The sequence below is a fragment of the Pseudomonas sp. VS40 genome, assembly GCF_018587885.1.
GTDB lineage: Bacteria > Pseudomonadota > Gammaproteobacteria > Pseudomonadales > Pseudomonadaceae > Aquipseudomonas > Aquipseudomonas pergaminensis.
In genome coordinates, this window is record NZ_JAGYWD010000002.1 from 541,905 (window position 1) to 568,089 (window position 26,185).

24 protein-coding genes are annotated in these 26,185 nt (G+C 61.8%); 6 read left to right on the forward strand and 18 right to left on the reverse strand.

What is annotated here, in order from left to right; genetic code table 11:
• Positions 1-58: 58 nt before the first annotated feature.
• Positions 59-955, forward strand: a complete 897-nt coding sequence (locus KHP07_RS07495; RefSeq protein ID WP_214496914.1) for an SGNH/GDSL hydrolase family protein — start codon at positions 59-61, stop codon at positions 953-955.
• On the opposite strand, the gene KHP07_RS07500 is transcribed toward KHP07_RS07495, so the two are convergent.
• The 5 genes from KHP07_RS07500 to KHP07_RS07520 all read right to left on the reverse strand — a co-directional run bounded on the left by KHP07_RS07500 (position 952) and on the right by KHP07_RS07520 (position 3,636).
• Positions 952-1,434: a VOC family protein gene (locus tag KHP07_RS07500; RefSeq protein ID WP_099492219.1), complete on the reverse strand. Its 483-nt coding sequence runs from the start codon at positions 1,432-1,434 to the stop codon at positions 952-954. The two genes, KHP07_RS07495 and KHP07_RS07500, sit on opposite strands and share 4 nt — an antisense overlap.
• A 34-nt stretch (positions 1,435-1,468) precedes the next feature.
• Positions 1,469-1,861, reverse strand: a complete 393-nt coding sequence (locus KHP07_RS07505) for an ester cyclase (protein WP_102593187.1) — start codon at positions 1,859-1,861, stop codon at positions 1,469-1,471.
• A 3-nt stretch (positions 1,862-1,864) separates the two neighbouring features.
• The gene (locus tag KHP07_RS07510) at positions 1,865-2,485 is read right to left on the reverse strand and encodes a LysE family translocator (RefSeq protein ID WP_214496915.1); all 621 of its coding nucleotides are present in this window, start codon (positions 2,483-2,485) and stop codon (positions 1,865-1,867) included.
• A gap of 167 nt (positions 2,486-2,652) precedes the next feature.
• Complete coding sequence (locus KHP07_RS07515; protein WP_214496916.1) at positions 2,653-3,213, reverse strand: ATP-binding protein; 561 nt, start codon at positions 3,211-3,213, stop codon at positions 2,653-2,655.
• A 69-nt stretch (positions 3,214-3,282) separates the two neighbouring features.
• Complete coding sequence (locus KHP07_RS07520; protein WP_078048643.1) at positions 3,283-3,636, reverse strand: VOC family protein; 354 nt, start codon at positions 3,634-3,636, stop codon at positions 3,283-3,285.
• A 129-nt stretch (positions 3,637-3,765) separates the two neighbouring features.
• On the opposite strand from KHP07_RS07520, the gene KHP07_RS07525 reads away from it, so the two are divergent.
• Together KHP07_RS07525 and KHP07_RS07530 are read left to right on the forward strand one after the other, a co-directional pair.
• Positions 3,766-4,533, forward strand: coding sequence for a pyrroline-5-carboxylate reductase family protein (locus tag KHP07_RS07525; RefSeq protein ID WP_214496917.1), 768 nt, complete (start codon positions 3,766-3,768; stop codon positions 4,531-4,533).
• A 71-nt stretch (positions 4,534-4,604) separates the two neighbouring features.
• Positions 4,605-5,765 (forward strand): saccharopine dehydrogenase NADP-binding domain-containing protein, encoded by a 1,161-nt coding sequence (locus KHP07_RS07530; RefSeq protein WP_214496918.1) that lies wholly within the window; start codon positions 4,605-4,607, stop codon positions 5,763-5,765.
• Positions 5,766-5,857: 92 nt separating this feature from the next.
• Here the strand turns inward: KHP07_RS07530 and KHP07_RS07535 are convergent, their stop codons facing one another.
• Entirely contained in the window at positions 5,858-6,310 is a 453-nt protein-coding gene (locus KHP07_RS07535; RefSeq protein WP_214496919.1) for a thiol-disulfide oxidoreductase DCC family protein, read from the reverse strand.
• Between the two features lie 315 nt (positions 6,311-6,625).
• On the reverse strand, positions 6,626-7,966 hold the full coding sequence (locus KHP07_RS07540; protein WP_214496920.1) for an MFS transporter: 1,341 nt from the start codon (positions 7,964-7,966) through the stop codon (positions 6,626-6,628).
• 278 nt (positions 7,967-8,244) lie between these two features.
• Between KHP07_RS07540 and KHP07_RS07545 the strand changes: the two genes are divergently transcribed.
• Positions 8,245-8,910 carry a TIGR02466 family protein gene (locus tag KHP07_RS07545; protein WP_214496921.1) on the forward strand — a complete coding sequence of 222 codons (666 nt, stop codon included), beginning with the start codon at positions 8,245-8,247 and terminating at the stop codon, positions 8,908-8,910.
• Between the two features lie 24 nt (positions 8,911-8,934).
• On the opposite strand, the gene KHP07_RS29675 is transcribed toward KHP07_RS07545, so the two are convergent.
• The 3 genes from KHP07_RS29675 to KHP07_RS07560 form a co-directional block, all read right to left on the reverse strand.
• On the reverse strand, positions 8,935-10,431 hold the full coding sequence (locus KHP07_RS29675; RefSeq protein WP_100490565.1) for a methyl-accepting chemotaxis protein: 1,497 nt from the start codon (positions 10,429-10,431) through the stop codon (positions 8,935-8,937).
• Between the two features lie 168 nt (positions 10,432-10,599).
• On the reverse strand, positions 10,600-12,762 hold the full coding sequence (locus KHP07_RS07555; RefSeq protein WP_214496922.1) for a TonB-dependent siderophore receptor: 2,163 nt from the start codon (positions 12,760-12,762) through the stop codon (positions 10,600-10,602).
• 184 nt (positions 12,763-12,946) lie between these two features.
• Positions 12,947-13,438, reverse strand: a complete 492-nt coding sequence (locus KHP07_RS07560) for an Lrp/AsnC family transcriptional regulator (protein ID WP_078048636.1) — start codon at positions 13,436-13,438, stop codon at positions 12,947-12,949.
• A gap of 121 nt (positions 13,439-13,559) precedes the next feature.
• Between KHP07_RS07560 and KHP07_RS07565 the strand changes: the two genes are divergently transcribed.
• A complete protein-coding gene (locus KHP07_RS07565) occupies positions 13,560-14,594 on the forward strand; it encodes a histone deacetylase family protein (protein ID WP_099492207.1) in 1,035 nt (344 codons plus the stop codon).
• Positions 14,595-14,652: 58 nt separating this feature from the next.
• Positions 14,653-16,080: an amino acid permease gene (locus KHP07_RS07570; protein ID WP_214496923.1), complete on the forward strand. Its 1,428-nt coding sequence runs from the start codon at positions 14,653-14,655 to the stop codon at positions 16,078-16,080.
• Here KHP07_RS07570 and KHP07_RS07575 read toward each other — a convergent pair.
• The 8 genes from KHP07_RS07575 to glgX form a co-directional block, all read right to left on the reverse strand.
• Entirely contained in the window at positions 16,058-17,086 is a 1,029-nt protein-coding gene (locus KHP07_RS07575) for an alpha/beta fold hydrolase (protein WP_214496924.1), read from the reverse strand. The genes KHP07_RS07570 and KHP07_RS07575 overlap by 23 nt on opposite strands.
• A 132-nt stretch (positions 17,087-17,218) precedes the next feature.
• Complete coding sequence (locus KHP07_RS07580; protein ID WP_214496925.1) at positions 17,219-19,753, reverse strand: autotransporter family protein; 2,535 nt, start codon at positions 19,751-19,753, stop codon at positions 17,219-17,221.
• 242 nt (positions 19,754-19,995) lie between these two features.
• Positions 19,996-20,757: a PIG-L deacetylase family protein gene (locus tag KHP07_RS07585; RefSeq protein ID WP_214496926.1), complete on the reverse strand. Its 762-nt coding sequence runs from the start codon at positions 20,755-20,757 to the stop codon at positions 19,996-19,998.
• A 179-nt stretch (positions 20,758-20,936) separates the two neighbouring features.
• On the reverse strand, positions 20,937-21,596 hold the full coding sequence (locus tag KHP07_RS07590; protein ID WP_214496927.1) for a glycosyltransferase family 2 protein: 660 nt from the start codon (positions 21,594-21,596) through the stop codon (positions 20,937-20,939).
• On the reverse strand, positions 21,593-22,192 hold the full coding sequence (locus KHP07_RS07595) for an SAM-dependent methyltransferase (protein WP_078048629.1): 600 nt from the start codon (positions 22,190-22,192) through the stop codon (positions 21,593-21,595). Before KHP07_RS07595 ends, KHP07_RS07590 begins: the two co-directional genes overlap by 4 nt.
• Complete coding sequence (locus KHP07_RS07600; RefSeq protein WP_078048628.1) at positions 22,189-22,947, reverse strand: PIG-L deacetylase family protein; 759 nt, start codon at positions 22,945-22,947, stop codon at positions 22,189-22,191. Before KHP07_RS07600 ends, KHP07_RS07595 begins: the two co-directional genes overlap by 4 nt.
• The gene (locus tag KHP07_RS07605; protein ID WP_078048627.1) at positions 22,944-23,942 is read right to left on the reverse strand and encodes an acyl-CoA dehydrogenase family protein; all 999 of its coding nucleotides are present in this window, start codon (positions 23,940-23,942) and stop codon (positions 22,944-22,946) included. The genes KHP07_RS07600 and KHP07_RS07605 overlap by 4 nt, the downstream gene beginning before the upstream one ends.
• A gap of 1 nt (position 23,943) precedes the next feature.
• Positions 23,944-26,103, reverse strand: a complete 2,160-nt coding sequence (gene glgX / locus KHP07_RS07610; protein WP_078048626.1) for a glycogen debranching protein GlgX — start codon at positions 26,101-26,103, stop codon at positions 23,944-23,946.
• Positions 26,104-26,185: the final 82 nt, after the last annotated feature.

Sequence of the window (26,185 nt, forward strand, 5' to 3'; positions counted from 1 at the left end):
CGTTCCTGCGTGGTTGCCGCCAACCGGTAGTCTGTGCAGACATTCCGGGAGAAACGCAATGATCCGACGTGCGTGTTTGGCCGCTCTGTTGACCCTGTCCGCCTTGACCGCCTTTGGCGGCTCGACCTACGATCACCTGTATGCCTTCGGTGACAGCTATTCCGACAACGGCGCGGGCGAAGCGCTCACCACACAGCTCGCCGCACAGAACATCAAGGACGCCCAGGCGTTGCCAGGGCCGCTGTACTGGAAGGGGCGCTGGAGCAACGGCCCGACCGCCGTCGAAGGCCTGGCCCAGGCGTTGAACATCCCCCTGACCGACTATGCGGTGGGCGGCGCCAAGAGTGGCCATGGCAACTACTACGCGTGGATGATGCCGTCGCGCGACACCGGCGTACTGGGCCAGGTCACTGAGCATTTGCAGGCCGCCAAGGCCAACAAGGCCGACCCCAAGGCGCTGTATTTCATCTTCATCTCGGCCAACGACTTTTTTGAATGGGCCGACTTCGCCCATCCTGAAACGGTCGAGGCCTTGAGCGAAGCCAGCATGGCGAATATCCGCAGCGCCACCGAACAGTTGGTTGCAGCAGGCGCCAGGCACATCATGGTCGTGGGCACCACGGACCTGAGCCATGTGCCTGCCGTGGTGCAGGGCAATCAGGTCGACACTGCGAAAAAGTACCAGCAGTTGCTCGCGCAGCAACTTCCGGCAGTGCTGGCGCAGATCGGGACGGCGAAGGTGAGCTACTTCGATCATCTGGCCTTTAGCGACAGACTGCGCGCCAACCCGGCGGACAATGGTTTCACCGACCTCGACACGCCGTGCCAGGCCACCTACCCGCAGGTGAAACCGGTGTGCGCCGACCCGGACACCCATTACTACTGGGACGAATGGCACCCCACCCGCAAGGTGCATGCACTGGCGGCCAAGGCGATGCTTGAGGCGTTGCCTTAACCTGCCGCGACCGCCGCTTCAATGGCAGCGATGTCGATCTTCTTCATGGTCATCATCGCCTCGAAGGCGCGCTTGGCTGTCTCCGGGTCGGGGTGGGTCACCGCATCGGTCAGCACGCGCGGGCTGATCTGCCACGACACCCCCCATTTGTCCTTGCACCAGCCGCAGGCGCTTTCCTGGCCGCCATTGCCGACGATGGCGTTCCAGTAACGGTCGGTTTCCGCCTGGTCATCGGTGGCCACCTGGAACGAAAACGCCTCGGTGTGCGGGAAGGTCGGCCCGCCGTTGAGGCCGATGCAGGGGATGCCCAACACGGTGAAGTCCACGGTCAATACATCGCCCTGTTTACCGGACGGGTAATCACCGGGTGCCAGGTGGACGGCATTCACCCGGCTGTCCGGGAAGGTCATGGCGTAGAAGGTCGCGGCCTCCAGGGCGGTGCCGTTGTACCAGAGGCAGAGGGTGTTTTTGCGGGTCATGATGGGGCTCCACGTGTGAATGGCCCTGTGGAGTTTAGCCGCCCAGTTGCTGCGCGATGGCCGCTTTGTCGATCACCGACCATACGTGGGCGAACGTGCCGTCGACTACCTCATAGAACACATTTTCGTCGAACGTCACCTGGCGTCCATTGATCGGCAACCCGAAGAACTCGCCCCTGGGCGTGACCTTGAAGTTCAGGCGACTGGCCACGGTCGGCGGGTCGGCCACCAGCAGCTGGATGCGGAACACCAGGTCCGGTATCTCGCGAAAATCCCGCTCCAGCATGGCGCGGTAGCCGGCGAGGCCGACGACTTCGCCGTTGTAGGTCACGTCCGGATGCACGAAGTCACCCAAGTGCTCCCAATCCTGACGGTTCAGGCAGTCGATATAGCCTTGGTAAAAGGCAGCGAGTTCGTCGCGGGTCATCGTTCAGGCCCTGCGCGCCATCAACAACACCGACGCCGCCGCCGACAGTAACCCCGCGCAGCAGCGATTGAACATCCGCTTGCCGCGAGGCTCGGCAAACCAGCGCCGCATATGCAGGCCCATATAGGCGTAGGCGCTGATGGCGATCCATTCCAGCATCAGGAACATCGCGCCCAGCAGCGCGAACTGCGGTGTGATCGGCTGGCCGGGCACCACGAATTGCGGCAGGAAAGCGGTGAAGATCAGGATGGCTTTAGGGTTGCCCGCCGCCACCAAAAACTCCTGCCGCGCCAACCCCCACAAGCCCACCTTCTTCGCCGCCACATCCGCCTCAGCCTCGGGATTGGCCCGCCACAACTGAAACGCCAAATAAAACAGATACGCCGCCCCCAGGATCTTGATCCCGTAGAACAACAACTCCGACGTCTGCAGCACCACCGCCAACCCCGCCGAGGCGAGGGCGATCATGCCGGCGAACGCCAACAGGCGGCCAACACCGGCCAGGCAGGAAGTGCGGTAGCCGTAGCGTGTGGCGTTGCTCACGGACAGCAGGTTGTTCGGGCCCGGCGCCATGTTGAGGGCGAAGCAGGCAGGAAGGAAGAGGGCGAGGGTGGCGAGGTCCATGGCAGCTCCGGGTGTGCGGGGAGGTGTGAGGATAAGGCGGAGTGGGGCGGTTGGACAATGTGCGCGTTGGTGCTGCGATGACACCAACGCGCGGGCGGTGTAGAACAGCCTGCCCTCGCGTTATTCTTCAACCAACGCTTTAGGGTCAGCGAGCAATCAAATTGACGTCATTTTTTGAGGAAGTTCATAGGGGAAGTGTGCGACAGCGCTTGAACGACATCGGCAACCCTCTGTTCAGCCGTGCTCATTCCATCAATCCGCAGGACCGGCGCCGTCTGCCGTGACAACCACGCTTCGTGCCACGCTCGGTTGCGCCCTGAAAAGTTCGGATCGTCATACTGCGAAGCCCATTCCCTGAATGCCACGTGTATTTCATGCATATCACCACCGGGCTTGATCCGGTCGCCAAATCGCTGGGTTTCACGTGCTGCGAGCCGTTCAAGGCGAACGGGGGTAGGGGTCGCAACGAATACGATCAGTTCGGCGTCCGCGATCAGCGCATCTCCCCACACCATGCAAGAACCGCTCAGCACCCATCCGGCATCGCCAAGTGCTTGCTGCATCAGTGACACACGCTCGTTGGGAGGCCGCTTGGTGGTGAAAGGCGGGTTGGTGGGCATCCAGTAATAATCGTCGACATCCACCTGGCGCACGCCGAGTTGCGTGGCGAGGTGTCGACCCAAAGTGGTCACGCCCGCGCAGGAAGCGCCGGTGATGTAGATCCGCATGTTTTTCCTCCATGAATATAAGGCAGTTTCACGTTCACCTTACCGGTGCGGGCAGCACTTAAGTGTGGCCTATTCAGCCGTCCAGACCGCCAATTCATATCCATCCAGGTCCCTGAAATGGAACCGACTTCCACCCGGAAACGAAAACGTCTCGCGGGTGATGACGGCCCCCAGGGCCTTGAGCCGCTGCTGCGTATCATCGAGATGATCTGCATACACAATCACCAATGGCCCACCCGGTCGCACGGGTTCCCCGGTGGTAAAACCTCCGGTCAGGCGGCCGTCGCTGAATTCGGTATAGGTGGGGCCGTAGTCGACGAACGTCCAGCCGAATGCGCCGCCGTAGAAGGCTTTGCTGCGGGCAATATCACCCACGTTGAATTCGATGTTGTCGATTTTTCGGTCTGTGCCGCGAGTGCTCATGCCTGGTTCCTTGGCTGATGTTCAGGGCCGCGAGTGTAACGTAGGCAAACGCCATCGTGAACGCGGGAGTCTGAGTGGGCTATCTAGGCTTATGATGCAGTCGGACACAGAATCAAGGGAGCAACTACAGTGCTAAACATCGGAATCCTGGGCGTCGGTGAGCTGACGGAAAAGGTTGTGATTGGCCTGCGTCGCAGCGGGTTTGCCGGGCGGATGCTGCTGTCTGCACGCAACCACGAGCGTGCACAACAGTTGCGTGCGGAGTGGGCGTGTGACGTGATGGCCGACAATCAGCAGGTCGTCGATGAGGCGGACGTGTTGTTCCTTGGCGTGCGCCCGGATGTGGTGGAGCAGTTGTCCAGGGAAGTCCGGCTCAAGCCCCGGCAGACGCTGGTGTCGTTGGTGGCCGGTGTGAAGCTGGACGCGTTGCAGCACCACTTCCCACAGGCACGCGCGGTGCGGGCGATGCTGTCCTATGCCGCCCAGATCAACCAGTCCACCGTGGTGGTCACGCCGGGTGGCGAGCCCCATGAAGCGCTGCTGGGTGCACTGGGCTCGTTGATCGTGCTGGAGCAGGAGGACGCATTCGAGTTGGCGACCGTCGCGGCCTGCATGAACGGCTGGTTCTATTATTTTCTCAACGATCTTCAGCGCTGGTTTGTCGACAAGGGCCTGCCCCATGAACAGGCGGCGCAGCTGGTGATGGGGAATATGCAGGACTGCCTGGCCAGTGCTCGGCACCAACCGCTGGCCAGTCTCGAAGCGCTGGGGGATGCCATTGCCACGCCTGGGACGTATACGGCGGCGGGACTGGACGTGCTCAGGCAGAACGGCGCGACGCAGGCATGGACGCAGGCCTTTGATGAGGTGCTCGGTCGGCTGCACAAAGGGGCGTAGGGCGCGCTGAAGAAATCGAGTATCGTTGGCGGTCTCAGCGGCGTACGACCGATTTTTCAGGGACGGATGGAATGACATTCAGGGTGATGGTGATCGGTGGCTACGGCAACTTTGGCAGCATCGTTTGCCGGCATTTGGCGCAGGCGCCGGGCATTGCGTTGGTGCTCTCGGGCCGCGATTCGCATAAGTTGCAACGTAAACTCGGTGAGCTGAACGCACAGTCCGGCACAGTGTGCGAAGGCTGGTGCGGCGATGCCATGGGCGCCGGGTTCGCGTCCGTTTTGCAGTCGAAGAACATCCAATTGGTCATCCATACCGGTGGCCCGTTTCAAGGGCAATCCTACGCCGTCGCCCAACGCTGCATCGATGCAGGCGTGAACTACTGCGACTTGTCCGACTGCCGCACGTTCGTCAACGGCGTCGGCGTGCTGGATGTGCAAGCCAAGCAGGCGGGTGTGGCCATCCTCAGTGGCTGCAGTTCAGTGCCGACGCTTTCGTCCGCCATCATCGATCAATACCGGGCTCGCTTTTCGCGCATCGATGCCATCGAGCACGGTATTTCTTCCTCGGCCAAGATGCCGGGGCTGTCGACGATCGAGGGTGTGCTTGCCTATGCAGGCAAACCGATCAAGCAGCTCAGGAATGGCCAGGTGCATGAAGTGCTGGGCTGGCAGGACCTGACACTGCGCAAGCTGCCCCAGCTCGGCACGCGGGTGCTGGCCAATGTGGACGTGCCGGACATGGATATCTTCGCCAGCCGTTATGGTGCCCACACTTTGCGCTTCAAGGCGGGAGCCGGGCTCAAACTGGGAGGTATCGCCAACTGCTTACTGGCCCAGGCGATACGGCTGGGGATTGTGCGTGACCCCGCCCCCTGGGCTGCTCGGCTACACCGGCTGGGCACCTGGTTCGAACGGTTTGGCGACGGCAAAAGCGCGATGTACATCGACGTAGAGGGCTTGGGAACCGACGGCCAACCTGTGTCACTGGCGGTGCAACTCACGGCCTTGAATGACAAAGGCCCGGAAATTCCGAGCTGCGCCGCCGTGGCCCTGGCCATCAAAATGGCCCAGGGCTACGTGCCCGAACCCGGTGCTCGGCCGTGCGTAGGTGAAATCACCGTCGACGAATACATGGCTGCCATCAATGACCCGGCGAACCTGAGCCTGGCCGTGCGATTCTCTGACGGGCCTGCCAAGCCACTGCACACAACGCCAGCCCGGCCACATTGAGCGACACGGGGTTAAATGCCTCGCTGAGCATCTCACCAGCAGCCCCGGCAGCGCCACGCCGCGGGCAATTCAGTTGATGCGCACCAAGACGTTCATCGCGGTGCTTTCAAAAAGCGCTGCTCATGGTCCGGATGCGGCAATAGGCAAGTGTCGTACTTGCCGAACATCCGATAGCGATTGCGCGCGACGCGGTCGTAAGCCCAATCCCGCAGCGCGCGCGGGATAGCGCGTAAGAGCAGCAATGCACGCCATGCGCCGGGCAACTGCGCGATGATTTCGAACACCGCGTCTGAGCGCACCCAGTAGCGATGATCGCGAATGACCAAGAGGGTGTCGAACTGATCCAGGGGCAAACCCGCCCAGGCCAACAACGCCTGGCCCTCGACGGATTGCACCGTCGCCAGCCGGACGCGGCGTTGGTGGTCATGCTGAATCAGGAACCTTGCCCAACCGTTGCACAGTTTGCACACGCCGTCGAACAACACCACGGTCTCACCGGGGCTGAGCAATGGCGCGGGGGTAGGGCGGGTTTGGGAGGCGGGCATGGGCGAGGGGCCAGGCGGTGTGTGGCTGATGATCATACCTGTCTTCGGTGGTGAGGGCGCTGTGGGCTCCTGCGCGGTTACGAAGGGGGGGTTAATTGCCCGTATTTTTGTTGCCCGGTACGCCGCCATCGCTGGCAAGCCAGCTCCTACAGGGGGGCGGTGGTGTTGGTGTTGGTGGGGGTGTGTTTGCCGGCGCAATTCAAGTCGTGGCGATGTTCAACTGTGGGAGCTGTCGAGCCCTGGCGAGGCTGCGAAGGCGGTGGTACTGGCGGCGTTTTTCTGCCTGATCCACCGCGTTCGCAACAGCTCTACAGGTCAATACCGCGAAAGCACCGGTTCGGCGTCTTTTGACTCCGTGCCCACGTCATGCAGGGAAATCCTTGATGTCTCCGACAGCGCCAAACCGCCTGCCAATGCCAGCAGCGCTACGGCAATCAGGTAAAACGCCGGTGACAGGTTGCTTCCTGTGGTGCTGATCAACCAGGTAGCCACCAGCGGGGCGGTGCCGCCGAAGAGGGTGTACGCCATGTTGTAGGTAATCGCCGAGGCGGTGTAGCGCGTGCGCGTCGGGAAAGTCTCTGAGAGCAACGCCGCCGTGACCACGCCGCACAACACCGCGCCTACCGCCAGTAGCATCACGCCGACAATGGATGCCGCAAACGATCCGGAACTGGCCATCAGGAATGACGGGTACACCACCACAATCAATAGCACGCACGCGGTCATCACCGTGACACGACGCCCCACGCGGTCCGAATACCACCCGGCCAGCGGGCAAATCGCCGCTGCGAAAATCAGCGCGATCAGCGACACCAGCAACGCCATCGCTCGATTCAACCCACCCGCCACCTGCAGGTACGTCGCGAAGTAGGTGGTGAACATATAAAACGACAGCGCCGTGAGTGACACAAAAGCGCCCAGGCAGCAGATCGCTGCACCATGGTTGCGCAAGGTTTCCTTGAGTGGCGAGTGGGCGACTGCGTGTTCCTGCTTCGCGGCCTGGAATGCGGGCGTCTCGTCCAGCTTCCAGCGCAGATAAAGCCCTACCAGGCCCAACGGCGCGGCGATCAGGAACGGCAGGCGCCAGCCCCAACTGCCCATGGCTTCGGCAGATAACGATGCCTCAAGGGCGTACGCCACCACGGCGGCGGCAGCGAAGGCGGAAAACGTCGATACCGGTACAAAGCTGCCATACCAGGCGCGTTTGTCACTCGGCGCGTGCTCCATCAGATAAGCACAGGCACCGGCGTATTCACCGCCGGCGGAGAAGCCTTGGGCACAACGGATCAGCGACAGCAGAATCGGCGCCGCCACCCCAATGGCGGCGTAGGTGGGCAGCAGGCCAATCAAGGTTGTAGCGCCGGCCATCAGCAGGATCGTCATGGCCAGCGTGCGTTTGCGGCCGATGCGATCGCCGAGCATGCCGAAAAAAATACCGCCCAGGGGCCGGAAGGCGAAGGCCACGGCAAACACCGCGAAGGTCTTCAGCAACGCCGCGCTGGCGTCACCGCTGGGGAAGAATTGCTGGGCGATGGTGGTGGCGAGGAAGCCATAGACGGCGAAGTCAAACCACTCGACGAAGTTGCCGATGCCGGCGGCGATGATGACCTTGCGCAGGGTTTGGGGGCTGACCTGTTCGGTGGAGGGGCTCGTCATAGGGGAAGGCCTCGGGATAGCTGGGGGGATGACTGATTATCGGGGCAGGCACTTGGGCGGCGGGGCTCAAAAGAGTCGTCCGCGTAGTCAGTAGCGACCTGGTTGTAGTGACTTGGTTGTAGTGACAGACGCAGGAATTGGGCCAGGTCGGGCAAGGGGCGAACGTGCGCAGCAGGCGGGCTGTGCAGTTCTCCCTAACACTTTAACAATGGTTTACATCGCTAACGCTTTGAGTTCGATAAGGTGTGTTGAAACTGACAGAACGTGTTGAGCCCTCCATGCAGTCGAGCAATATTCGGTTGGACCCTGAGTTGATAACCATCAGGCGGCTATTCGCAACCCCGCTGGCGAGTGTCCAGTATCCCGACGCGCAACGACTCAACGCTGAGCTCAGGGCGATCGTCGCAGCACGGAGGGCGAGCGATATTCTCGGTGCGCAGCGCAGCAATGACGGCGGTTGGCAGTCGGCCGATGATTTTTCGCAGTGGGGCGGGGAAGCCTGCATGGCGTTAGTGCAGTTTGCGACCGAGTTCGCGACCCAACTGACGGCGGTTCACCACGCGGACCTTGGGTTCATCGAGCCCGGTTTCGAGTGGAAACTCAATGCGTGGGTCAATGTGAATGAAGCGGGTCATAGCAACGCGCTGCATGGGCATCCCGGCGCCTTTTGGTCGGGTGTTTACTGGGTCGACACCGGCGGCAGGGAGGAGGATGCAGCCGTCGGCGGTGACCTGGAATTCATCGACCCGCGCGGGATGATTGCATCGACCTACAACCCGTCGCTGCGAATGCGCGTTGAAGATTGCCTGACGGCCGGGTTCAGCAGCACATGCGTGGCTACCAGCGGGACACTCGTCATGTTTCCGTCCTGGCTGATGCACGCGGTACGGCGTTACGACGGCACAAGGCCACGGATCTCCATCGCGTTCAACTTTGGCTTGTGATTGCAGGGGCGACGCCCACCCAGCCTAGGGGTGAAACCTCCTCCCCAGCGCATCCAGGCGCACCGCGATCGGCGGCAACCGCTCGCTGCTGCGTGCCAGGGTTTCCACATCGTCCGCGGTGCTTTGCGCAATGCTCTGCACCGACTGCAGACGCCCGACAATCTCCAGGTTCGCCGTGGTCTGCTCGCGGGTTGTGGTCACGATACGGCCATTGAGGTCATCGATGTGGGCGATGTCGTCGCCCACTGCGCGCAGCATATCAACGGCCACCTGGCTGTCCTCCACGCAGCGCTCTACGCCCTCGCGGCTATCATGCATGGCTTGCACCGCCTGCCGGCTGCCGTGTTGCAGGCCTTCGATGATGGTTTTGATTTCCTGGGTGGATACCGCCGTGCGTTGCGCCAGGTTGCGCACTTCGTCGGCAACCACGGCGAAGCCACGGCCTTGCTCGCCGGCGCGGGCGGCTTCGATGGCGGCGTTGAGGGCCAGCAGGTTGGTCTGGTTGGCAATGCTGCTGATCACTTCAAGCACGGTGCCGATCTGTTCGGTTTGCAGTGCCAGGCCCTGCACCGTGTCGTGGGTGCCGCTGAGGCGGGTGGCCAGCTGAGTGATTTCCTGCTGGGCGCGGCCGACGCTTTCCTGGCCGCGCAGGATCTGTTGGCTGGCCTTGCCGGCATGATCCACCGCTTGCTCGACGTGCACGGCAATGTGGCCCATGGCGTCTTCCATGCGCTGCATCGAGCCGCTCATCTCGGTGATTTGCGCCAGTTGGTGCCGTGCGCCTTTTTCCAGGGTGCCGCTGGCGCTGGCCAATTCCTGGCCGAGTTGGCCAAGGCCGTGGGAGTCACGGGCGACGCCGTCGATCAGGCCGGTCAACTGATGCAGAAAATGGTCGAAACGCTTGGCGAGGGAGACGTGGGTCTTGCCCTGGTCGCCTTGGGCGGTTTCAACGGTGAGCTGGGAAGTGACCGCCAGCATCTTCTCGAGCATTTCCTGGCTCTCGACCGCTTCGGCCTGGCTGTGCACGGCCAGGTAGAGCAGGGCGACGGTCTCCATCACCACGTAGAACGCATGCACGAACACCATGGTCCAGCCGCCGTGGTGTTCCATCACGAACACTGGAAAACCTTGATGTTGCAGCGCATGGAAAACCACGTGGTGCACGGCGATGGTGGCCGCCGCCACCAGGATCGGCAGCCAGTCACGGTAAAACGTCAGCACCGCGAGCAACGCGAAGATGCCGAAGTGCGCTTCGATCAAGCCCTGGGCCTGGTTGATATGCAATGCCGCCATGACCATCAAGCCCGCGCCGAGCGCGCAGCGCATGACACGGGTGCCACCGATGGCGCGGTAAAGCGCGGTCAGCACCACGCTGGTCCCACCGCCGACTATCGCGGCCTGTATCAAGGTGTCGTGCCAGAACGCCAGGCCCAGGGAAAACAGGAACATCAGCCAGACCAACGCCAGCATGATGCGGTCGGCTTTGCGGTAGTGCTCGAAAAAACGCGTGCGAGTGGGCATTCACACTGACTCCATGTGGTCTGGCCGAAAGAAAGCGAGGGGCAGGGTGGAGCGAATCAGGGATTTCTTGGTTTTTATTGGATTCTGTGATGCCAAACGTGTATCGGCAACAAGAGGCGGGACTTTAGAGCGGCTACCCAAGCGGGTAGCCGTTTATCGGGAGGAGAATCAGAAGCTGTACTTGGCCGTCAGCATCATATTGCGCGGGCTGCCGTAGGAATCACCGCCATAGCTCACAGAGTTGGAGATGGACTGGTAGTAGCGGCGGTCGAAGATGTTATTGGCATTGAGCTGTAGGTCCAGGTGCTGGTTGACCTGGTAACCGGCCATCAGGTCGGTGACAGCGTAGGCGCCTTGCTGGAGGCGGTAGGTGCTGCCATCTGCGACTTTGAAGTCGTTGTACATGCGGCTCTGCCAGGAGACGTTGCCGCCCACGCGGAGTTTTTCCAACGGGCCCTGGAAGCGGTAGTTGGTGGTCAGCTTGAACAGGTGCTCCGGGGTGTCGGTGTCGAACTGCTTGTTGACCTTCTGCGGGTTGGCGTCGTCCTTGATAGTGTGTGTGCGCGCGTAAGTGTAGCCACCGCCGACCTGCCAGTTCTCGGTCAGGGCGCCTTGCAGTTCGAAGTCGATACCCTGGCTGCGAATCTCGCCGGAGGCCACAGAGCAGGAGGCCTGCGGGCAGTTTGCGACTGTCACGCCGACGGCACGGTTTTCCTGGTCGACGCGGAACAGCGCCACGCTCGCGTTCAGCGCGCCACCCAGGTATTCACCCTTGATACCCACCTCGTAGTTCTTGCCGACGATGGGCTTGAGCGGGCTGCCGGAGGTGTCTTTTTCGCTCTGGGGCGTGAAGATATCGCTGTAGCTGACGTAGACCGAGTGATGGTCGTCCAGGTCGTAGATCAGGCCGGCGTAGCGGGTGAGGTTGCGAGTCACCTTGTAGTCGCCGTCATTGCTGCCGTGGGCGTCGTAGTCATACCAGTCCAGGCGCCCGCCGAGGATCAGCTTCAAAGGGTCAGCCAGATTCAGGCGCGTGGTGACGTAGAACCCGTCCTGAGTCGTGACGTCACGGTCATTGGTGGTGTGGACGAAGTCTGGTTTGCCCGCCGTGAGCGGCCAGTTCAGGTTGTAGGGGCTGTAGTTGTGGGTGGTCATGTCGTAGATGCGGCGGCTGGCGCCAACGACCAGTTCATGAGTACGCCCGAACGCCTGGAAGGGGCCGCTGGCAAACGCGTCAATACCGGCCTGGTTTTCATCGTAAGCCGCCTGGTAGACCGTGCGTGCCAGTGTGTTGTTGACCCAGCGCGACTGGTAGGAGCCGGAGAACAATGCGTTTTGCTCGGCGTAGTTGGCGTTGACCTGCAGTTTCCAGTCATAAGCCAGTTGCTGACGCAGTTCGGCGAATACCGTGTTGATCTCCTGATCCTTGTTTTCCCAATCGGTGCCGGGGTTGTAGGAGCGCGGCAGGTTCAGGTGATGGCCATCCTGGCCGACCATCGACGAGCCCCAGAAGTAATTGGTCTTGTCTTTCTGGTTGGAGAAACCGAGGGTCAGGTTGGTGTCTTCGCTCAGGTCTGCTTCGGTGACGGCGTAGAACAGCCCGTGATAATCCTCGGCGTTGTCGATAAAGCTGTTGGCATCGCGGTAAGAGGTGACGACCCGACCGCGCCACGTGCCACTGTCGTTGAGAGGGCTGGAGGCGTCGAGTTCGCCACGGTAGTCGTCCCAGCTGCCGGCGGCGCCGGTGAGGGTGACTTTCTGCTCGTCCAGTGGCCGTTTGCGCACCAGGTTGATGGCCGCCGAAGGGTTGCCCGCGCCGGTTACCAAACCGGTGGCACCCCGCACGATCTCAACGCGATCGAACATCGCCAGGTTCGGCTGGGCGCCCACTGAAACGCCGTTGTAGCCGCTGGGAATGCCGTCGTACATCAGGTTGTCGATGTCGAAACCGCGCGATGTATAGGACTGTCGACCAGGACCGCTGGAGAAATTCAGGAACAACCCAGGTGTGGCCTTGACCACATCATTGATGCTGGTCATCGCCTGGTCATCCATACGCTGGCGCGTAATGACCGTGACAGCTTGTGGGGTTTCACGCAGGGTCAATGGCAGCTTGGTCGCCGTTTTCATCGCGCCGGTGGTATAGGACTGCGTGCCTTCGGTGGTTTCGCCCAATTGCTCGTCACCGGAGATTTGCGTGGCCCCCAGTTCAAGCGTGGTGGCGGGTGCCTGGGCATCAGCGGCAGACACCGCGGCTGAGCTTGCAAGACAGACGGCCAACGCCATCAAATTGAGTGAAAAACCTTTGCCGCCGTGTTGTTGCACTGACATGGAACTGACTCTCCCCGAACGCCGTCCCTAGCGAATAATAAATATGTTGATAATTATTCGCATTAGTGTGCCAGAACAAATCTGTGGGAAAAAGCCTTTGGAGATCATTAGTTAACGAATTTTTCACATCTGGATGGCGGCATTTGGCCACAGCCCCTCCAAACACTGGCCGCCGCCGCTTCGATCATTCGCGCTTGGCAATCGCCACCCGGCTCGTCGCCTTCACCTCACGCAACGCCAGGCTCGACTGTATCGACGCAATCCCCAACTGCCGCCGCAACACGCTCTCGACGAACTCGCTGTAGCTGTCCAGATCTTCCGCCAGCACCTGCAGCAAATAATCGGCGTCCCCGGTGATCTTGTGGCACGACAACACCTGCGGCAGTTCTTTCACCACCGCCTCGAAGGCGTCGGGCGCGTGGTCGGTGTGGATCGCAAAACGCACATGCACGAATGCCATGATGTCCAGTCCGAGCAGCTTGCGGTCCAGGTTGGCCTGGTAGTCCTTGATCACACCTTCTTCTTCCAGGCGTTTGCGTCGGCGCCAACAGGGCGTGAGGCTCAGAGACAGGCGTTCACTGAGCTGCGCATTGGAAATACTGGCGTCTGCCTGCAGCAGGGCGAGGATGGCGAGATCGGTGTCATCAAGAACGACCTGTCTGGATTTATTTTTCATAATTGTCGGCTGCATAGGAAAGAATTCCCGATAAACCTAACAGTGCCGTAAATAAAAGCAAAGAAAGCCCACCGCCGCCCGAACAAAATAGAGCCTGTCTTTTACTGGCGGATACCCTCACATGTTGACCGTTTTCAGCGAAGCCCACCGTTTGCACCATGGCACCGAACTCAAGGACGGTGTGCTCAAGCCCTCGTTCGAACAACCGAGCCGCGCCGACACCGTGCGTGACCGCGTCAGGCAGGTAGGCCTGGGCGATATCATCACGCCGCGCCGTTTTGACCGAGCCTGCTACGTCGCCGCCCACAGTGAGCGCTACGTGGCATTCCTCGAAACGGCCTGGGCCGAGTGGACCGCCCTCGGCCGCAGTCATGACGCATTGCCCCTGGTGTGGCCGGTACGCGACCTGGCCAACCAACAGGTGCCCGACTTCATCGATGGCAAGCTTGGTTTCTTTGCGATGGACGCCGGCTCACCGATCACCCGCACCACCTGGGAGGCCGTCAAAACCAGCGCCGACATCGCGTTGACCGGCCTGGCGCTGCTCGATGAAGGCCACGACAGCGCCTTTGCCTTGTGCCGCCCACCAGGCCATCACGCCGCCCGCGAGTACATGGGCGGTTATTGCTACCTCAACAACGCCGCAATTGCCGCGCAGCGCGCCATCACCCAGGGCGCCAAGCGCGTGGCGGTGCTGGATGTGGACTTTCACCATGGCAACGGCACGCAGACTATTTTCTACGACCGTCCGGACGTGATGTTCATTTCCCTGCACGGCGACCCGTCGGTGTCCTACCCGTATTTTTCCGGCGCCAGCAGTGAACGCGGCGCAGGCGCAGGAGAGGGCTTCAACCTGAATTACCCGTTGCCGAAAAACACCACCTGGGCCCGTTACCAAACCGCCCTGGCCGACGCCTGCCAGCAACTGCGCCAGTTTGCCCCCGAGGTGCTGGTGATCTCCCTGGGTGTAGACACCTTCAAGGACGACCCCATCAGCCACTTCCTTCTCGACAGCCAGGACTTTCTCGGCATGGGCGCAATCATCGCCAGCGTCGGCGTGCCCACGTTGTTCGTGATGGAAGGCGGCTACATGGTCGATGAGATCGGCATCAATGCCGTCAACGTGCTGCACGGGTTTGAAAGCAACCGCCAATAACAACGATCGCTCAACTTTTTTTCTGCCAAAACTCAAAAACATAACAAGAGGTTTTGTGATGAAAACAACCACGTCCAGGCTTTATGAAAAGCCTGCGTTGCAACGCACCCTGAGCAACCGCCACATCCAGTTGATGGCCATGGGCGGGGCGATCGGCACCGGTCTGTTCATGGGCTCCGGCAAGATCATCGCGCTGTCTGGCACCTCGATCATCCTGATCTACATGATCATTGGGCTCTTCGTGTATTTCGTCATGCGCGCCATGGGCGAGTTGCTGCTGTCGAACCTCAACTTCAAGAGCTTCGCCGACTTTGCCGGTGCCTACCTGGGGCCGCGCGCGGCGTTCTTTCTCGGCTGGTCGTACTGGTTGAGTTGGAGCGTGGCTGTGGTGGGAGACGCGGTGGTGGTTGGCGGTTTTTTCCAGTACTGGTTCCCCAATGTGCCGGCCTGGATGCCGGCGGTGGGCATGTTGTTGACGCTGTTCGCGTTGAATGTGCTGACGGTCAGGCTGTTCGGCGAAGTGGAGTTCTGGTTCGCGATCATCAAGATCATCGCCGTGGTGACCTTGATTGGCGTGAGTGGGGTGCTGATCGCCAGTTCGTTTGTCTCGCCCACCGGAGTCACCGCGTCGTTGACCCACTTGCTGGATAAACAGGCGGCGTTTCCCAATGGCGTGTTCGGCTTTTTCGCCGGGTTCCAGATGGCGATCTTTTCCTTTGCCGGCACCGAGCTCATCGGCACGGCCGCTGCTGAAACCCGCGCGCCGGAGAAGACGCTGCCCAAGGCGATCAACTCGATCCCGCTGCGCATCATCCTGTTCTATGTGCTCGCCCTGGCGTGCATCATCGCGGTGACGTCATGGCAGCAGGTGTCGCCGAGCAAGAGCCCATTTGTCGAGTTGTTCCTGGTGGCGGGGTTTCCGGCTGCGGCGGGTATCGTGAATTTCGTGGTGCTGACGTCGGCAGCGTCGTCTGCCAACAGCGGGGTATTTTCTGCCAGCCGCATGTTGTTCGGGTTGGCCGACCTGGGTGATGCGCCGGGTATCTTTCGGCGACTGTCGAACAACAGCGTGCCGTTTATCAGCCTGGCTTTTACCTCCCTGCTGATGCTGCTGGGGCTGGTGTTGCTGTTTGTGGTGCCGGAGGTGATGACCGCCTTCACCATCGTGTCGACGGTGTCGGCGATCCTGGTGATATTTACCTGGTCGACCATCCTCGCGTCCTACATCGCCTACCGCAAGAAACGCCCGGACCTGCACGCCAAATCCGTCTACAAGATGCCCGGCGGCGTGCCGATGGCCTGGTTCTCCCTGGCGTTTCTCGCGTTTGTGCTGGGCCTGCTGGCGTTGCGGCCGGATACACGCCTGGCGCTGTGCTTGATGCCGGCCTGGTTTATCTGGCTGGGGGTTGCCTACCCGTTTTCACGCTATCAAGGCGCCCAATGGCGGAAGGCGACGCACTCGGTCACAGGTGATCCGCATCAATGACTGCCTTGGCAAACGCCTCTGGCGCTTCCTGTGGCAGGTTGTGGCCAACGCCACCGGTGATCAGGCGGAACGCATATTGGCCGGTAAAGCGCTTGGCGTAGTCCTCAGGCTGCGGGTGCGGTGCGCCGTTGGCGTCGCCTTCCAGGGTAATGGTCGGCACGCTGATGGATGGCGCCTGGGCGAGTTTCTGTTCCAGCGGGTCGTATTTCGTCTCGCCCTGGACCAGGCCCAGGCGCCAGCGGTAGTTGTACAGGGTGATCGCCACGTGGTCCGGGTTCTCCAGGCCCTTGGCGCTGCGGTCGAACGTAGCGTCATCGAACTTCCACTGCGGCGACGCCAGTTGCCAGATCAGCTTGGCGAAGTCGTGGGTGTTTTTCTGATAGCCCGCTGCGCCGCGCTCGGTGGCGAAGTAAAACTGGTACCACCACTGCAGCTCGGCTTTGGGCGGCAGTGGGTTCTTGCCCGCCGCCTGGTTGCCGATCAGGTAGCCGCTGACCGACACCAGCGCCTTGACCCGTTCCGGCCACAGCGCCGAGACGATGTCCGCCGAGCGAGCGCCCCAGTCGTAGCCGCCGAGCACGGCTTGCTTGATCTTCAGCGCGTCCATGAAGTCGATCACGTCACTGGCCAGCGCTGCCGGCTGGCCGTTGCGCACGGTCTCGTCCGAAAGGAAGCGCGTGTCGCCATAACCCCGGGCGTAGGGGATCAGCACGCGATAACCCTTGGCCGCCAGCAACGGCGCGACCTGGGCGTAGCTGTCGATGTCGTAGGGCCAACCGTGCAGCAGGATCACCACCGGGCCGGTGGCCGGGCCGACTTCGGCGTAGGCCACGTCGAGCAGCCCGGCCTTGACGTGCTTGAGGGCGCCGAACGCGGTGTGTGTAGTGGCGACAGCCTTGGTCGGTGCCTCGGGCATTTCGGCGTGAGCCATGCCCAGGATGCCGAATTGCGCCAGGGCAGCGGCCAGGAAAAGGGGTTGGGTGCGACGAATCAACTGAGTGTGCATGGCGAGCCTCCTGCGGCGGGATGTGTGCTGGATGCTCAGTTGAACCCCTGGCTGTATCTGGCCTGTTTCAGGATACTCGCGCAATTAAAGACGGTGTATCGCAGTGGGCTCTGTACACACTGCGATACAAACCTAGAACGCCATCCTTACCCCCAATGTGCCTGCGCGGCCGTTGAAGGTGTTGCTGTCCAGATTGCGGTCGTAACCGAGTTCGCCGTACAGGCTCACGTCTTTGGCAACCTGTAAGGTGGCCCCCAGGCTGACCTCCATCGTGGTGGATTTTTGCTCGGTGTCGATACGGGTGGCATCGTTATAGATCACACGGTTGTCCCCCGCACTGGCGTGCCAGACGTTGGCGCGCACATAGGGCTGCAAGGGCCGGCCACCGACGTGATAGTCACCGCGCAGCCTTACACCCAGGCGGGAAGTGACACTGGTGTCGGCGTCATATTTGACGTCGGAAATACCGTCGTTCTGGCTGTCGAGCCGGTTATTGCTCGCGACCACTTGAACCTGGGGCTCGACGATCCATCTCTGAGTGACCTGCAGCGGCCAGCCGACTTCCGCGGAGGCAGTGACATTACGCCCACGGGTTTTCATCTTCACGCCACGGTCCGATTCGTTGTTGCCATTGAAGCGGGTGCCCATCAACACCAGGTCCACATACGCTTGATTGGCCCCGATGAAAGTCCAGTAAAAACCCAGGCTGTCACCACGCAGGGTGGTCTTGCCGGCGTCCAGGTCCTGCCAGCCACCGTTGAAGCCTTTGACGTTGCCTGTCAGGGTGCTATGGCCGAAGAAGATGCCTGCGTGTTGGGTCTGGCCACTACCGTTGGTGCTGACATAAACATCACTACCGACCTGGAAGCCCGTGACGCTGCTGTCCAGCGTCGGGCTCACCGTCCCGGCGAAACCCTGACGACTGCTACCGCCGTAGACCCGGCCCCACGCTGCGCGTACATCGCCAGTCTGTTGCTGGCTCTGGTCACCCATGCGCTCGTGATAAGTGCTCAGCGTGTTCCGCACGATCTGGTCAGCCGCCGGAAAAATAGCCGCGTAAATCGGTACTTCCTGACGGTAGATGGGAATTGGCGTGTTGCCTGGGTTATCGGGCAAGGGCGCCTCGCCGGGACTGGGCAAGGGGACGGTAATCACCGGGCCAGGAGGCTGCACCGGCACCGTCGAGCGCAGGTAGTAGTTCTCTGCCGTGCCCGCTGTTACACCGCCCTTGAACAGGCGGTAGTCGAACGCACCGGCGGACACCGGGCCTGCCAGGTTAAAGGAACCGGCGCTGCCACTGGCGCCATTGAGTGCCTGGACCACTTGAATACCGTCCTGCAACGTCGCCGCGCCGGCGCCCGCCAGGTTGGTGACGCTGATTGCCGTGGTGCCGTCGAATGTCCCTCCGTCGATTACCAGTTTGTCGCTGGGTGAACCATCGCCTCCCAGCACGCTTTGCAGCGCAAGCCGCCCGCCGTTGCCGGTGTAGTTGCCCCGGATGGTCAACGTGTCGCTGGTGCTGGTACTGCCCGTGGTCATGTCGATCAAGCCGCTGTTGTTGACCGTCACCAACTGGCCGGCGGTAAAGGCTTCGATCACGCCCGTGCTCGCCAAGAGTGTGCTTGTACCGTCCAGGCTCAGTGTGCCGGTACCGGTTGCACTGTCACCCAGCTTGAGTGTGCCGCCCAGGTGCAGCTTGGAGCCGTTATCCATCTGCATGGTTTCCCAGTTGGTCAATAGGCTTGGGTCCCCGGCCTCGGTGTTGTCCAGGGTCAGGGTATCGACGCCCAGGCCGCCATCAATCAGCTGCGCTGCTGCCAATTGTGAGCCAACCAGGTTCTGCAGCAATGCGTTATCGTTTCCTGCACCCGCCAGCACGGACGAATGCAGGTTCCCCCCCGACCAGATAAATTGGTCATTGCCGAAGCTGAGCAGTATCTGCCCGTTCACCTCGCCACCCGAGACAGTCACCTGATCGTCGCCGCCGCTGACGCTGATATTGCCGCCCACAAACGAGGTGCCGGAGATCAGGATGGTGTCGTTGCCAAAGCCGGTCACGAGGTTGCCGATGATTTGGCCGCCGGACATATCGAAAATGTTGTTATCGAGCTTCATGTCGACGCGGCCAATGCTGCCGCCCGTCATCCTGGCGCGGTCACCGTCCTCGAATGCGCCGATGATCCGACCGGCGTTCATGAAAAAGTCGTCCAGGCCATCACCTTGTTCGAGTGACGCGATTTCTCCTCCGCTCATGGCAAAGTTGTCGATACCCGCCCCTTGGCGGATGGCACCGGCTTGACCGCCGCTGATCTGCACCACATCAGCGCCCGCGCCTTGAGTGACGGAGCCGGTAACGCTCCCCACGTTGAGCCGAAATATATTCGCACCGTCGCCCTGGTCGAGGTTCCCATCGATCCCCGCACTCGGACCGTTCACATCCACCAGATCGTTGCCGGCCCCAAAGGTCACGTTACCAGTGACCCGGCCTGTCGCGGTGATATTGAGGGTGTTATTGCCTGCTGTGTCGGTAAACCCCGGCGCAGTGGCGCTGTCGCAAGTGGAAGTGTCATCGCCGGCACTGTTGTTGATGGTGCAGGCCCCATAAGAGGCCAGCGGCAACGTCGCCATGACGATCGGGTACAACCAGGAGAGTGTCCGTACGCGCATGATCCGTCCTCATTCGAGGGATAGTTGTCCCGGCACCTGTACAGGCGCGGGTTAGACCATGACAACGTGACGCGCGATACGGATCAGGGACTGCGCTTACCCTTTTCTGAAAACACCGGCCAATGCAAAGGGTTGGCATGGCTTTCTCGACTGCACATGAACCCGTGCAGCGCTTTTTCCACCATAGCCACACATTCGGCAGGCCGCTACTGTCAGAAATAACAGGTATAGACGAGTGAGTGCTACCCCAGCACGATCTCGTAAGGCTCGCGCATCCGCTCCAGCAGCACCTGGGCCAACATGGGCGCCAGGCCGATCTCCGGGTCACCGGCCAGTTGGCTGGCATAGGCATGGGCGGCGTGCAGTTTGCGCGCCACCGTCCAGGTGTCCAGGCGCACCTTGCGCGCTCGCTGCCAAGGGATGATCGCGCCTTCACGGGCCGGCCAGTGCCAGGCCCAGATCGGCAATTCATACAACTGCGCGCCCACCAGGCTGCAGGCGTTGGCGCTGGCCCGGCCGACCGCGTCATGGTCGTCATTGCCGTCGTTGCGCCAGGTGCTGAATACCACGTCGCCAGGCTGCAGGTAGCGCGCGATGAATTGACTCAACTGCGGCTCGCGGGCGGCGAGGGCGTTATCGCAGAAGCCGCCACGGATCCATTTCAAACTGTGCAACGGCATGCCCAGGCGGCGCAGGGCCTCGACACTTTCCTGAGGGCGCACCACGCTCAAGCGGGCCGCCGGCCACACGTTAGAGCCAGGATGGCTGGCACTGCCATCCGTGATGGAGATCAGCTGCAAGGGGTGTTCCAGCGTACTGAGCAACTGCAGCAAACCGCCGCAGGCCAGCACTTCGTCGCCGGGGTGAGGCGCGATGATCACCACGCGCGCGCCAGGCGGCACCAGTGATGATGGAGCGATGGGCGGGATCTGCGCCAACTGCGGGGCGCTGTTCCAGATTTGCGCAGGGCCGCGACGGCCGTCGCTTAAGGAAGCAAGCTTCATGGGGTGTCACATCCTTGTCGATTGATGCTGGGTCGTACCCCGTTGACGGGACGACGCTCTTGTATCCACCACAGGCTCCGCTGCAGTGGCTGCATGGCATTCCAACCTTGGAACGCCAGCAAGGCGTCATCAGCATAGACAAGGATTGGCGGGTTTTACATTCCGTAATGCCGTTTTTTTCACGTCGCGAGCATCAGGCTCTTCAAATAATCGCCGAAGCCGCCTTGTGCACGGGCGTCCAGGCGCGCACTGGTGATCACCTGCGGGGCGTGGCTCCAGGCGATGGAGGCGCCGCACAGTTCCAGGTTGCGCACTAATTGCACATCCTCATGGCAGGCCAGGGGTTCGAAGCCGCCGGCACGCACGTAGGCACCGGCGCTCACTCCCAGGTTGGCCCCGTGGATATGCCGATGACCGTCACGGGCCTCATAGCCTTGTTGGTAACGAATCTGGGCGGCGGGGTCGAACCCTTCGCTCCACGCATCCACGGTGACGGTGCCACACACCGCGTCCACCCCCAGCGCCAACTGCGCCACCAGCCAATCCGGGGCTACCCGGCTGTCGGCGTCGGTGCAGGAGATCCAGCGCGCGCCCTGATTGAGCAGGTACCGGGCGCCTACGCCGCGCACGTGCCCCACGTTGCGCGCCTGGGCTTCCAGGCACTGCACAGGGTAGGCCCGGGCAATGGCGGCACTGGCGTCACTGCAACTGTCGAGTATCACCAGGATGTTAACGTCTTCCCCCAATAACCCGGGGTGGCTGGCTGCGATCAGTGCCGCTTTCAGGCAGTCGCCCAACAACGCCTCTTCGTTGTGTACCGGGATCAGAATGCCGATCATCGCAGGCCCTCGAGGGTGGCAACCGAGGTGCCGTCGCGGCTCCACAGGTCGAGAAGGAAGTCGTGTTCGTGATGGCTGGCGACGCGTGGCAGGTCCAGGCGCTCATGGAGCAGGGCGTGTACCTGCTCGGCCGTTTGCGGGCAACCTTCAATCGGCGGGCGCCAGTGGCAGGCCAGGAGCTGGCCATTGGCGGTCAGCGAGGCGCGGGCTCTATCGACCAGTTCGCACAGGTCATCGGCGTCGAGGTAGTAGCACAACTCGCTCAATACGATCAGCTCGAACTGACCGGTCGGCCATTGCTCGGGCAAGCGACTTTGTTGTACTTCAGCGTAGGGGAAACCCAGCAGGCGACTGCGCGCCAGGGCCACGGCGGCCGAAGCGGTGTCGCAGCACAGCAGGCGATCGCAGCGCGGCGCCAGCTCGAAGCTCAGCTCGCCGTTGGCGCAACCGGGTTCAAACACCGAGGCGTAGCGGGGCCGTGTGAGCATGGCCAGGGTCATCGCGCGTTTGCGCCGTTCATACCAGCGTTGGCGAAAGGCCCAGGGGTCGTCGTTCTCGGCGAACAATTGGTCGAAGTAAGGCGTGGCCACACTCATACGAATATCACTTCAAAGGGTTGCAACAGACGCTCCACCACATAGGGCGCGAGCACCGGGGGCAGGCCAATCTGTGGGTCGCCCTCCAATTGGCTGGCGAATGCATGAATGGCGTGGCGCTTACGGGCCACGGCGTCGCAGCTCAGCGGGAGCTTGCGCGCGCGGTGCCAAGGCACCAGGCTGTTTTCGGGCGTTGCCCAGTGCCAGGTCCATACCGGTAGTTCATACAGGGTTGCACCCACCGCCTGTGACGCCTTGGCGCTGGCACGGCCGACGGCCTCATGGTCGCAATGGCCGTCTTCACGCCAGGTGGTGAACACCACGTCGTTGGGTTTGAGGTGGCGCTGAATAAACGCGGTGAGTTCCTCCTCACGCGCGGCCACTTGGCTGTCGGCAAACCCAGCGCGTAGCCATTTCAGGCTGTGCAGCGGCATACCGAGACGATGCAGGGCCTGAGCTGACTCTTGGGGACGCACCACGCTCAAACGCTCCACCGGCCAACGCCGGGAACCGGGGTGACTGGCGCTGCCGTCGGTCACGGATATCAACTGGATCGGCCTGCCCAGCGCAGCCAGGCCCTGCATCAGGCCCCCACAGCCCAGCACCTCGTCATCCGGGTGCGGCGCGATGATCACCGCGCGGTGGCCTTCGGGCACCAACTGCTCGACGCTGATAAGCGGCAGCTCGGCCATTTTGGGCGAGGCCTGCCAGTGATGCAGAGGCGTACCCTGGCCCACGATCGGATTGGGTTTCATAACTGCCACCTCCCTGTGAGATCGCCGGCGACGAGTTCGCCGAGGCCGGCAAGGTCACGCTCGGCATGACTCTGGCGCACATACACCGGCAGGTCTGCCATCAGTTGGGCGAAGTGCGGGTCCTTGCAATAGGGCCCGGCACCGACCGCACGGCCAACGTGGCGTATCACCTGTTCGACGGTGTCTTCGATGCAGGCACGTGTCTGTTGAGCCAACGCTCTGGCATTGGCCCTGGGTTCGAGGTCAACCTGTTCTGCGCTGGCGCGCAGTACGCAAGCGGCGCTGTTCAAGGCGCTGTCGACCGCCCCCAAATGGGCGAGGGCATGGGGTTCGGGGCGCTTGCTGCATTGCTCGCGCAAGACTTCCGCCAGGCGTTGCGCCGCGCCGTACCAGCACGCAGCGATACCGATGCCGCCTTGCCAGAAACCCGGGCGGGCGAGGTAATCCCCCGGACCGCCCACCGCCAGGCCCCAGGCATCGTCAAACACCACTTCCACACTGCCGGTGGCGGCCATGCCCACGGCGTTCCAGCCTTCGTCGGTGACGGTGACGCCAGGTTGATCCATGTGCACCGCCACCAGTTGTTGGCGATCCTCTTCATCCCAGGCGGTCAGCAACCCATGGCTGACCACCGCCGCGCCAGAGCACCAGGCCTTGCGACCCTGCACCTTCAAACGATGGCCCTCCCGGTACACGCGCACCTTGGCGGTGGGTGGCTCGGCGGCCCACATGCCCCACGTACTGCCCAGGGGCGGCAGGGGGCTGTCGAGTTCAGCGATGATTGCCAGGGCGTCGGTATGGCCTTCGAACAGCTTGCACAGGCGCAGGTCATGCCCTGCCACCTGCGCCAAGCCGCTGAACCGCGCCAATGTCTGGCCGCTGCCCGGCAAGGGCAGTTGGTCCAGGCCTTCTTCCTGAAGCGCCCTCAGGGCCGCGCCCAAGGCTTGCGTGTCCGCATAGCCCCGGAAGCCCTGAAGGAATCCATGCAAAGCCATTTCACACCTCGTCTTCGCGCTGCAGTTCAAACAGTAGCAAAGAACGGCCGGTCACCGCGTACTCGTGATCAAAGTCAAAGCGTTCCTGGCCGCGCACGGCAGGCTCGTTGGTGTCGAGCATGCAGGTCCAGAATTCACCCTCTGGTACCGACGGCAGGCGGAAGTTGACCATGTCGTGGTGCGCATTGACCACCAGCAGCAAGGTGGCATCGGCGCCTGGGCGGCGAATACCGGTTTCCTGGGCGCGGCCATCCATCAACATGCCCAGGCAGCGGCCATGGCTGTCTTGCCACTGTTCGGTGGTCATTTCGTTGCCATCCGGCGCCAGCCAGGTGACGTCCTTCACGCCGATGTCTTCGTTGTAGTCGCCCACCAGGAAGCGCCCACGACGCAGGATCGGGTAGGCCAGGCGCAACTTGATCAAGCGTTTCACAAACTTGAGCAGCGCCTTGCCGTCTTCGTCCAGGTCCCAGTTGATCCAACCGATCTCACTGTCCTGGCAGTAGGCGTTGTTGTTGCCGTGCTGAGTGCGGGCGAACTCGTCGCCGGCCACCAGCATTGGCGTGCCTTGCGACAGCAGCAGCGTGGCGAAGAAGTTACGCATCTGGCGCAGACGCAGTGCGTTGATTTCCGGATCGTCAGTCGGGCCTTCGACGCCGTGGTTCCAGGACAGGTTGTTGTTGCTGCCGTCCTGGTTGTTTTCGTCGTTGGCTTCGTTGTGCTTGTCGTTGTAGGAGACCAGGTCGTGCAGGGTGAAACCGTCGTGCGCGGTGATGAAGTTCACCGAGCTGTACGGGCGACGACCACGGTGGTTGAACATCTCGCCGGAGGCGGTCATGCGGGCGGCGAAGTCAGCCAACTGGCTGTCGTCGCCTTTCCAGAATGCGCGCACGGTATCGCGGAAACGGTCGTTCCACTCCACCCAGCCCGGCGGGAAGTTGCCCACCTGATAACCGCCAGGGCCACAGTCCCAGGGCTCAGCGATCATTTTCAACTGGCGCAGCACTGGGTCCTGGCGGCAAGCCACGAGGAAGCTGTGGCGCTCGTCAAAGCCGTCGCGGTAGCGGCCGAGGATAGTTGCCAGGTCAAAGCGGAAGCCGTCGACGTGCATTTCCGTCGCCCAGTAACGCAGGGAGTCGGTCACCATTTGCAGCACGCACGGGTGGCTCAAGTCCAGGGTGTTACCGGTGCCGGAGTCGTTGATGTAGAAGCGTTTGTCATCCGGCATCAAGCGGTAGTACGAGGCGTTGTCGATGCCGCGCATCGACAGGGTCGGCCCGCGTTCGTTGCCTTCGGCGGTGTGGTTGTAGACCACGTCCAGGATCACTTCGAGCTTGGCTTCGTGCAGGTGCGCGACCATCTCCTTGAACTCGGCGATCTTGCCGCTGGCCAGGTAGCGTGGGTCGGGGGCAAAAAACGCGATGCTGTTGTAGCCCCAGTAGTTGGTCATGCCTTTTTCCAGCAGATGCTGGTCATTGACAAAGGCATGCACTGGCAGCAGCTCCACCGACGAGATACCCAGCTGGCGGATGTGCTTGAGCACGTCATCTTCCATCAGCCCGGCGCAGGTGCCACGCACGGATTCGGCGACCGAAGGATGGCGCATGCTGATGCCGCGCAGGTGGGTCTCGTAGATGATCGTACGGTCCCACGGCACGCGCACCGGTTGGTCATTGCCCCAAGTGTGCGCCGGGTCGATCACTTTGCATTTAGGCACGAAGGGCGCGCTGTCGCGCTCGTCGAAGCTGAGGTCGTCATCCGGGTGGCCGATGGTGTAGCCGAACAGCGCCTCGGACCATTTGAGTTCGCCCACCAACTGCTTGGCATACGGGTCGATCAGCAATTTGTTGTGGTTGAAGCGGTGGCCGTTGGCCGGATCATACGCACCGTACACGCGGTAGCCGTAAATCAGCCCGGGGTGGGCGTCGGGCAGGTAGCCGTGGAAGGTTTCGTCGGTGTATTCGGGGAGTTCGATACGTTCCAGTTCGACTTCGCCAGAGTCGTCGAACAGGCACAGCTCCACCTTGGTGGCGTTGGCCGAGAACAGTGCAAAGTTGACACCCAGGCCATCCCAGGTGGCGCCAAGCGGGAAGGGCAAACCTTCACGAATCCGCGACGGCTCATTGTCCGGCGTCGGTGGGGTTTTATCGGGTTTGCTCATTGAGTTGCTCCTGCAGAGGGTCTTTTTTCAGGCCGAACGCGGCCGTACTGACGCAAGGTCAGATCAATCTAAAAATTCGTAC

Excerpts from the sequence above, each read along its gene's own strand:
- KHP07_RS07585 (WP_214496926.1), bottom strand. The coding sequence starts at position 20,757 with ATGAAGCTTGCTTCCTTAAGCGACGGCCGTCGCGGCCCTGCGCAAATC.
- KHP07_RS07595 (WP_078048629.1), bottom strand. The coding sequence starts at position 22,192 with ATGAGTGTGGCCACGCCTTACTTCGACCAATTGTTCGCCGAGAACGAC.
- KHP07_RS07565 (WP_099492207.1), top strand. The coding sequence starts at position 13,560 with ATGTTGACCGTTTTCAGCGAAGCCCACCGTTTGCACCATGGCACCGAA.
- KHP07_RS07515 (WP_214496916.1), bottom strand. The coding sequence starts at position 3,213 with ATGCGGATCTACATCACCGGCGCTTCCTGCGCGGGCGTGACCACTTTG.
- KHP07_RS07500 (WP_099492219.1), bottom strand. The coding sequence starts at position 1,434 with ATGACCCGCAAAAACACCCTCTGCCTCTGGTACAACGGCACCGCCCTG.
- KHP07_RS07505 (WP_102593187.1), bottom strand. The coding sequence starts at position 1,861 with ATGACCCGCGACGAACTCGCTGCCTTTTACCAAGGCTATATCGACTGC.
- KHP07_RS29675 (WP_100490565.1), bottom strand. The coding sequence starts at position 10,431 with ATGCCCACTCGCACGCGTTTTTTCGAGCACTACCGCAAAGCCGACCGC.
- KHP07_RS07575 (WP_214496924.1), bottom strand. The coding sequence starts at position 17,086 with ATGCACACTCAGTTGATTCGTCGCACCCAACCCCTTTTCCTGGCCGCT.
- KHP07_RS07605 (WP_078048627.1), bottom strand. The coding sequence starts at position 23,942 with ATGGCTTTGCATGGATTCCTTCAGGGCTTCCGGGGCTATGCGGACACG.
- KHP07_RS07580 (WP_214496925.1), bottom strand. The coding sequence starts at position 19,753 with ATGCGCGTACGGACACTCTCCTGGTTGTACCCGATCGTCATGGCGACG.
- KHP07_RS07520 (WP_078048643.1), bottom strand. The coding sequence starts at position 3,636 with ATGAGCACTCGCGGCACAGACCGAAAAATCGACAACATCGAATTCAAC.
- KHP07_RS07570 (WP_214496923.1), top strand. The coding sequence starts at position 14,653 with ATGAAAACAACCACGTCCAGGCTTTATGAAAAGCCTGCGTTGCAACGC.
- KHP07_RS07545 (WP_214496921.1), top strand. The coding sequence starts at position 8,245 with ATGCAGTCGAGCAATATTCGGTTGGACCCTGAGTTGATAACCATCAGG.
- KHP07_RS07495 (WP_214496914.1), top strand. The coding sequence starts at position 59 with ATGATCCGACGTGCGTGTTTGGCCGCTCTGTTGACCCTGTCCGCCTTG.
- KHP07_RS07600 (WP_078048628.1), bottom strand. The coding sequence starts at position 22,947 with ATGAAACCCAATCCGATCGTGGGCCAGGGTACGCCTCTGCATCACTGG.
- KHP07_RS07590 (WP_214496927.1), bottom strand. The coding sequence starts at position 21,596 with ATGATCGGCATTCTGATCCCGGTACACAACGAAGAGGCGTTGTTGGGC.
- KHP07_RS07555 (WP_214496922.1), bottom strand. The coding sequence starts at position 12,762 with ATGTCAGTGCAACAACACGGCGGCAAAGGTTTTTCACTCAATTTGATG.
- glgX (WP_078048626.1), bottom strand. The coding sequence starts at position 26,103 with ATGAGCAAACCCGATAAAACCCCACCGACGCCGGACAATGAGCCGTCG.
- KHP07_RS07510 (WP_214496915.1), bottom strand. The coding sequence starts at position 2,485 with ATGGACCTCGCCACCCTCGCCCTCTTCCTTCCTGCCTGCTTCGCCCTC.
- KHP07_RS07560 (WP_078048636.1), bottom strand. The coding sequence starts at position 13,438 with ATGAAAAATAAATCCAGACAGGTCGTTCTTGATGACACCGATCTCGCC.
- KHP07_RS07530 (WP_214496918.1), top strand. The coding sequence starts at position 4,605 with ATGACATTCAGGGTGATGGTGATCGGTGGCTACGGCAACTTTGGCAGC.
- KHP07_RS07540 (WP_214496920.1), bottom strand. The coding sequence starts at position 7,966 with ATGACGAGCCCCTCCACCGAACAGGTCAGCCCCCAAACCCTGCGCAAG.
- KHP07_RS07535 (WP_214496919.1), bottom strand. The coding sequence starts at position 6,310 with ATGCCCGCCTCCCAAACCCGCCCTACCCCCGCGCCATTGCTCAGCCCC.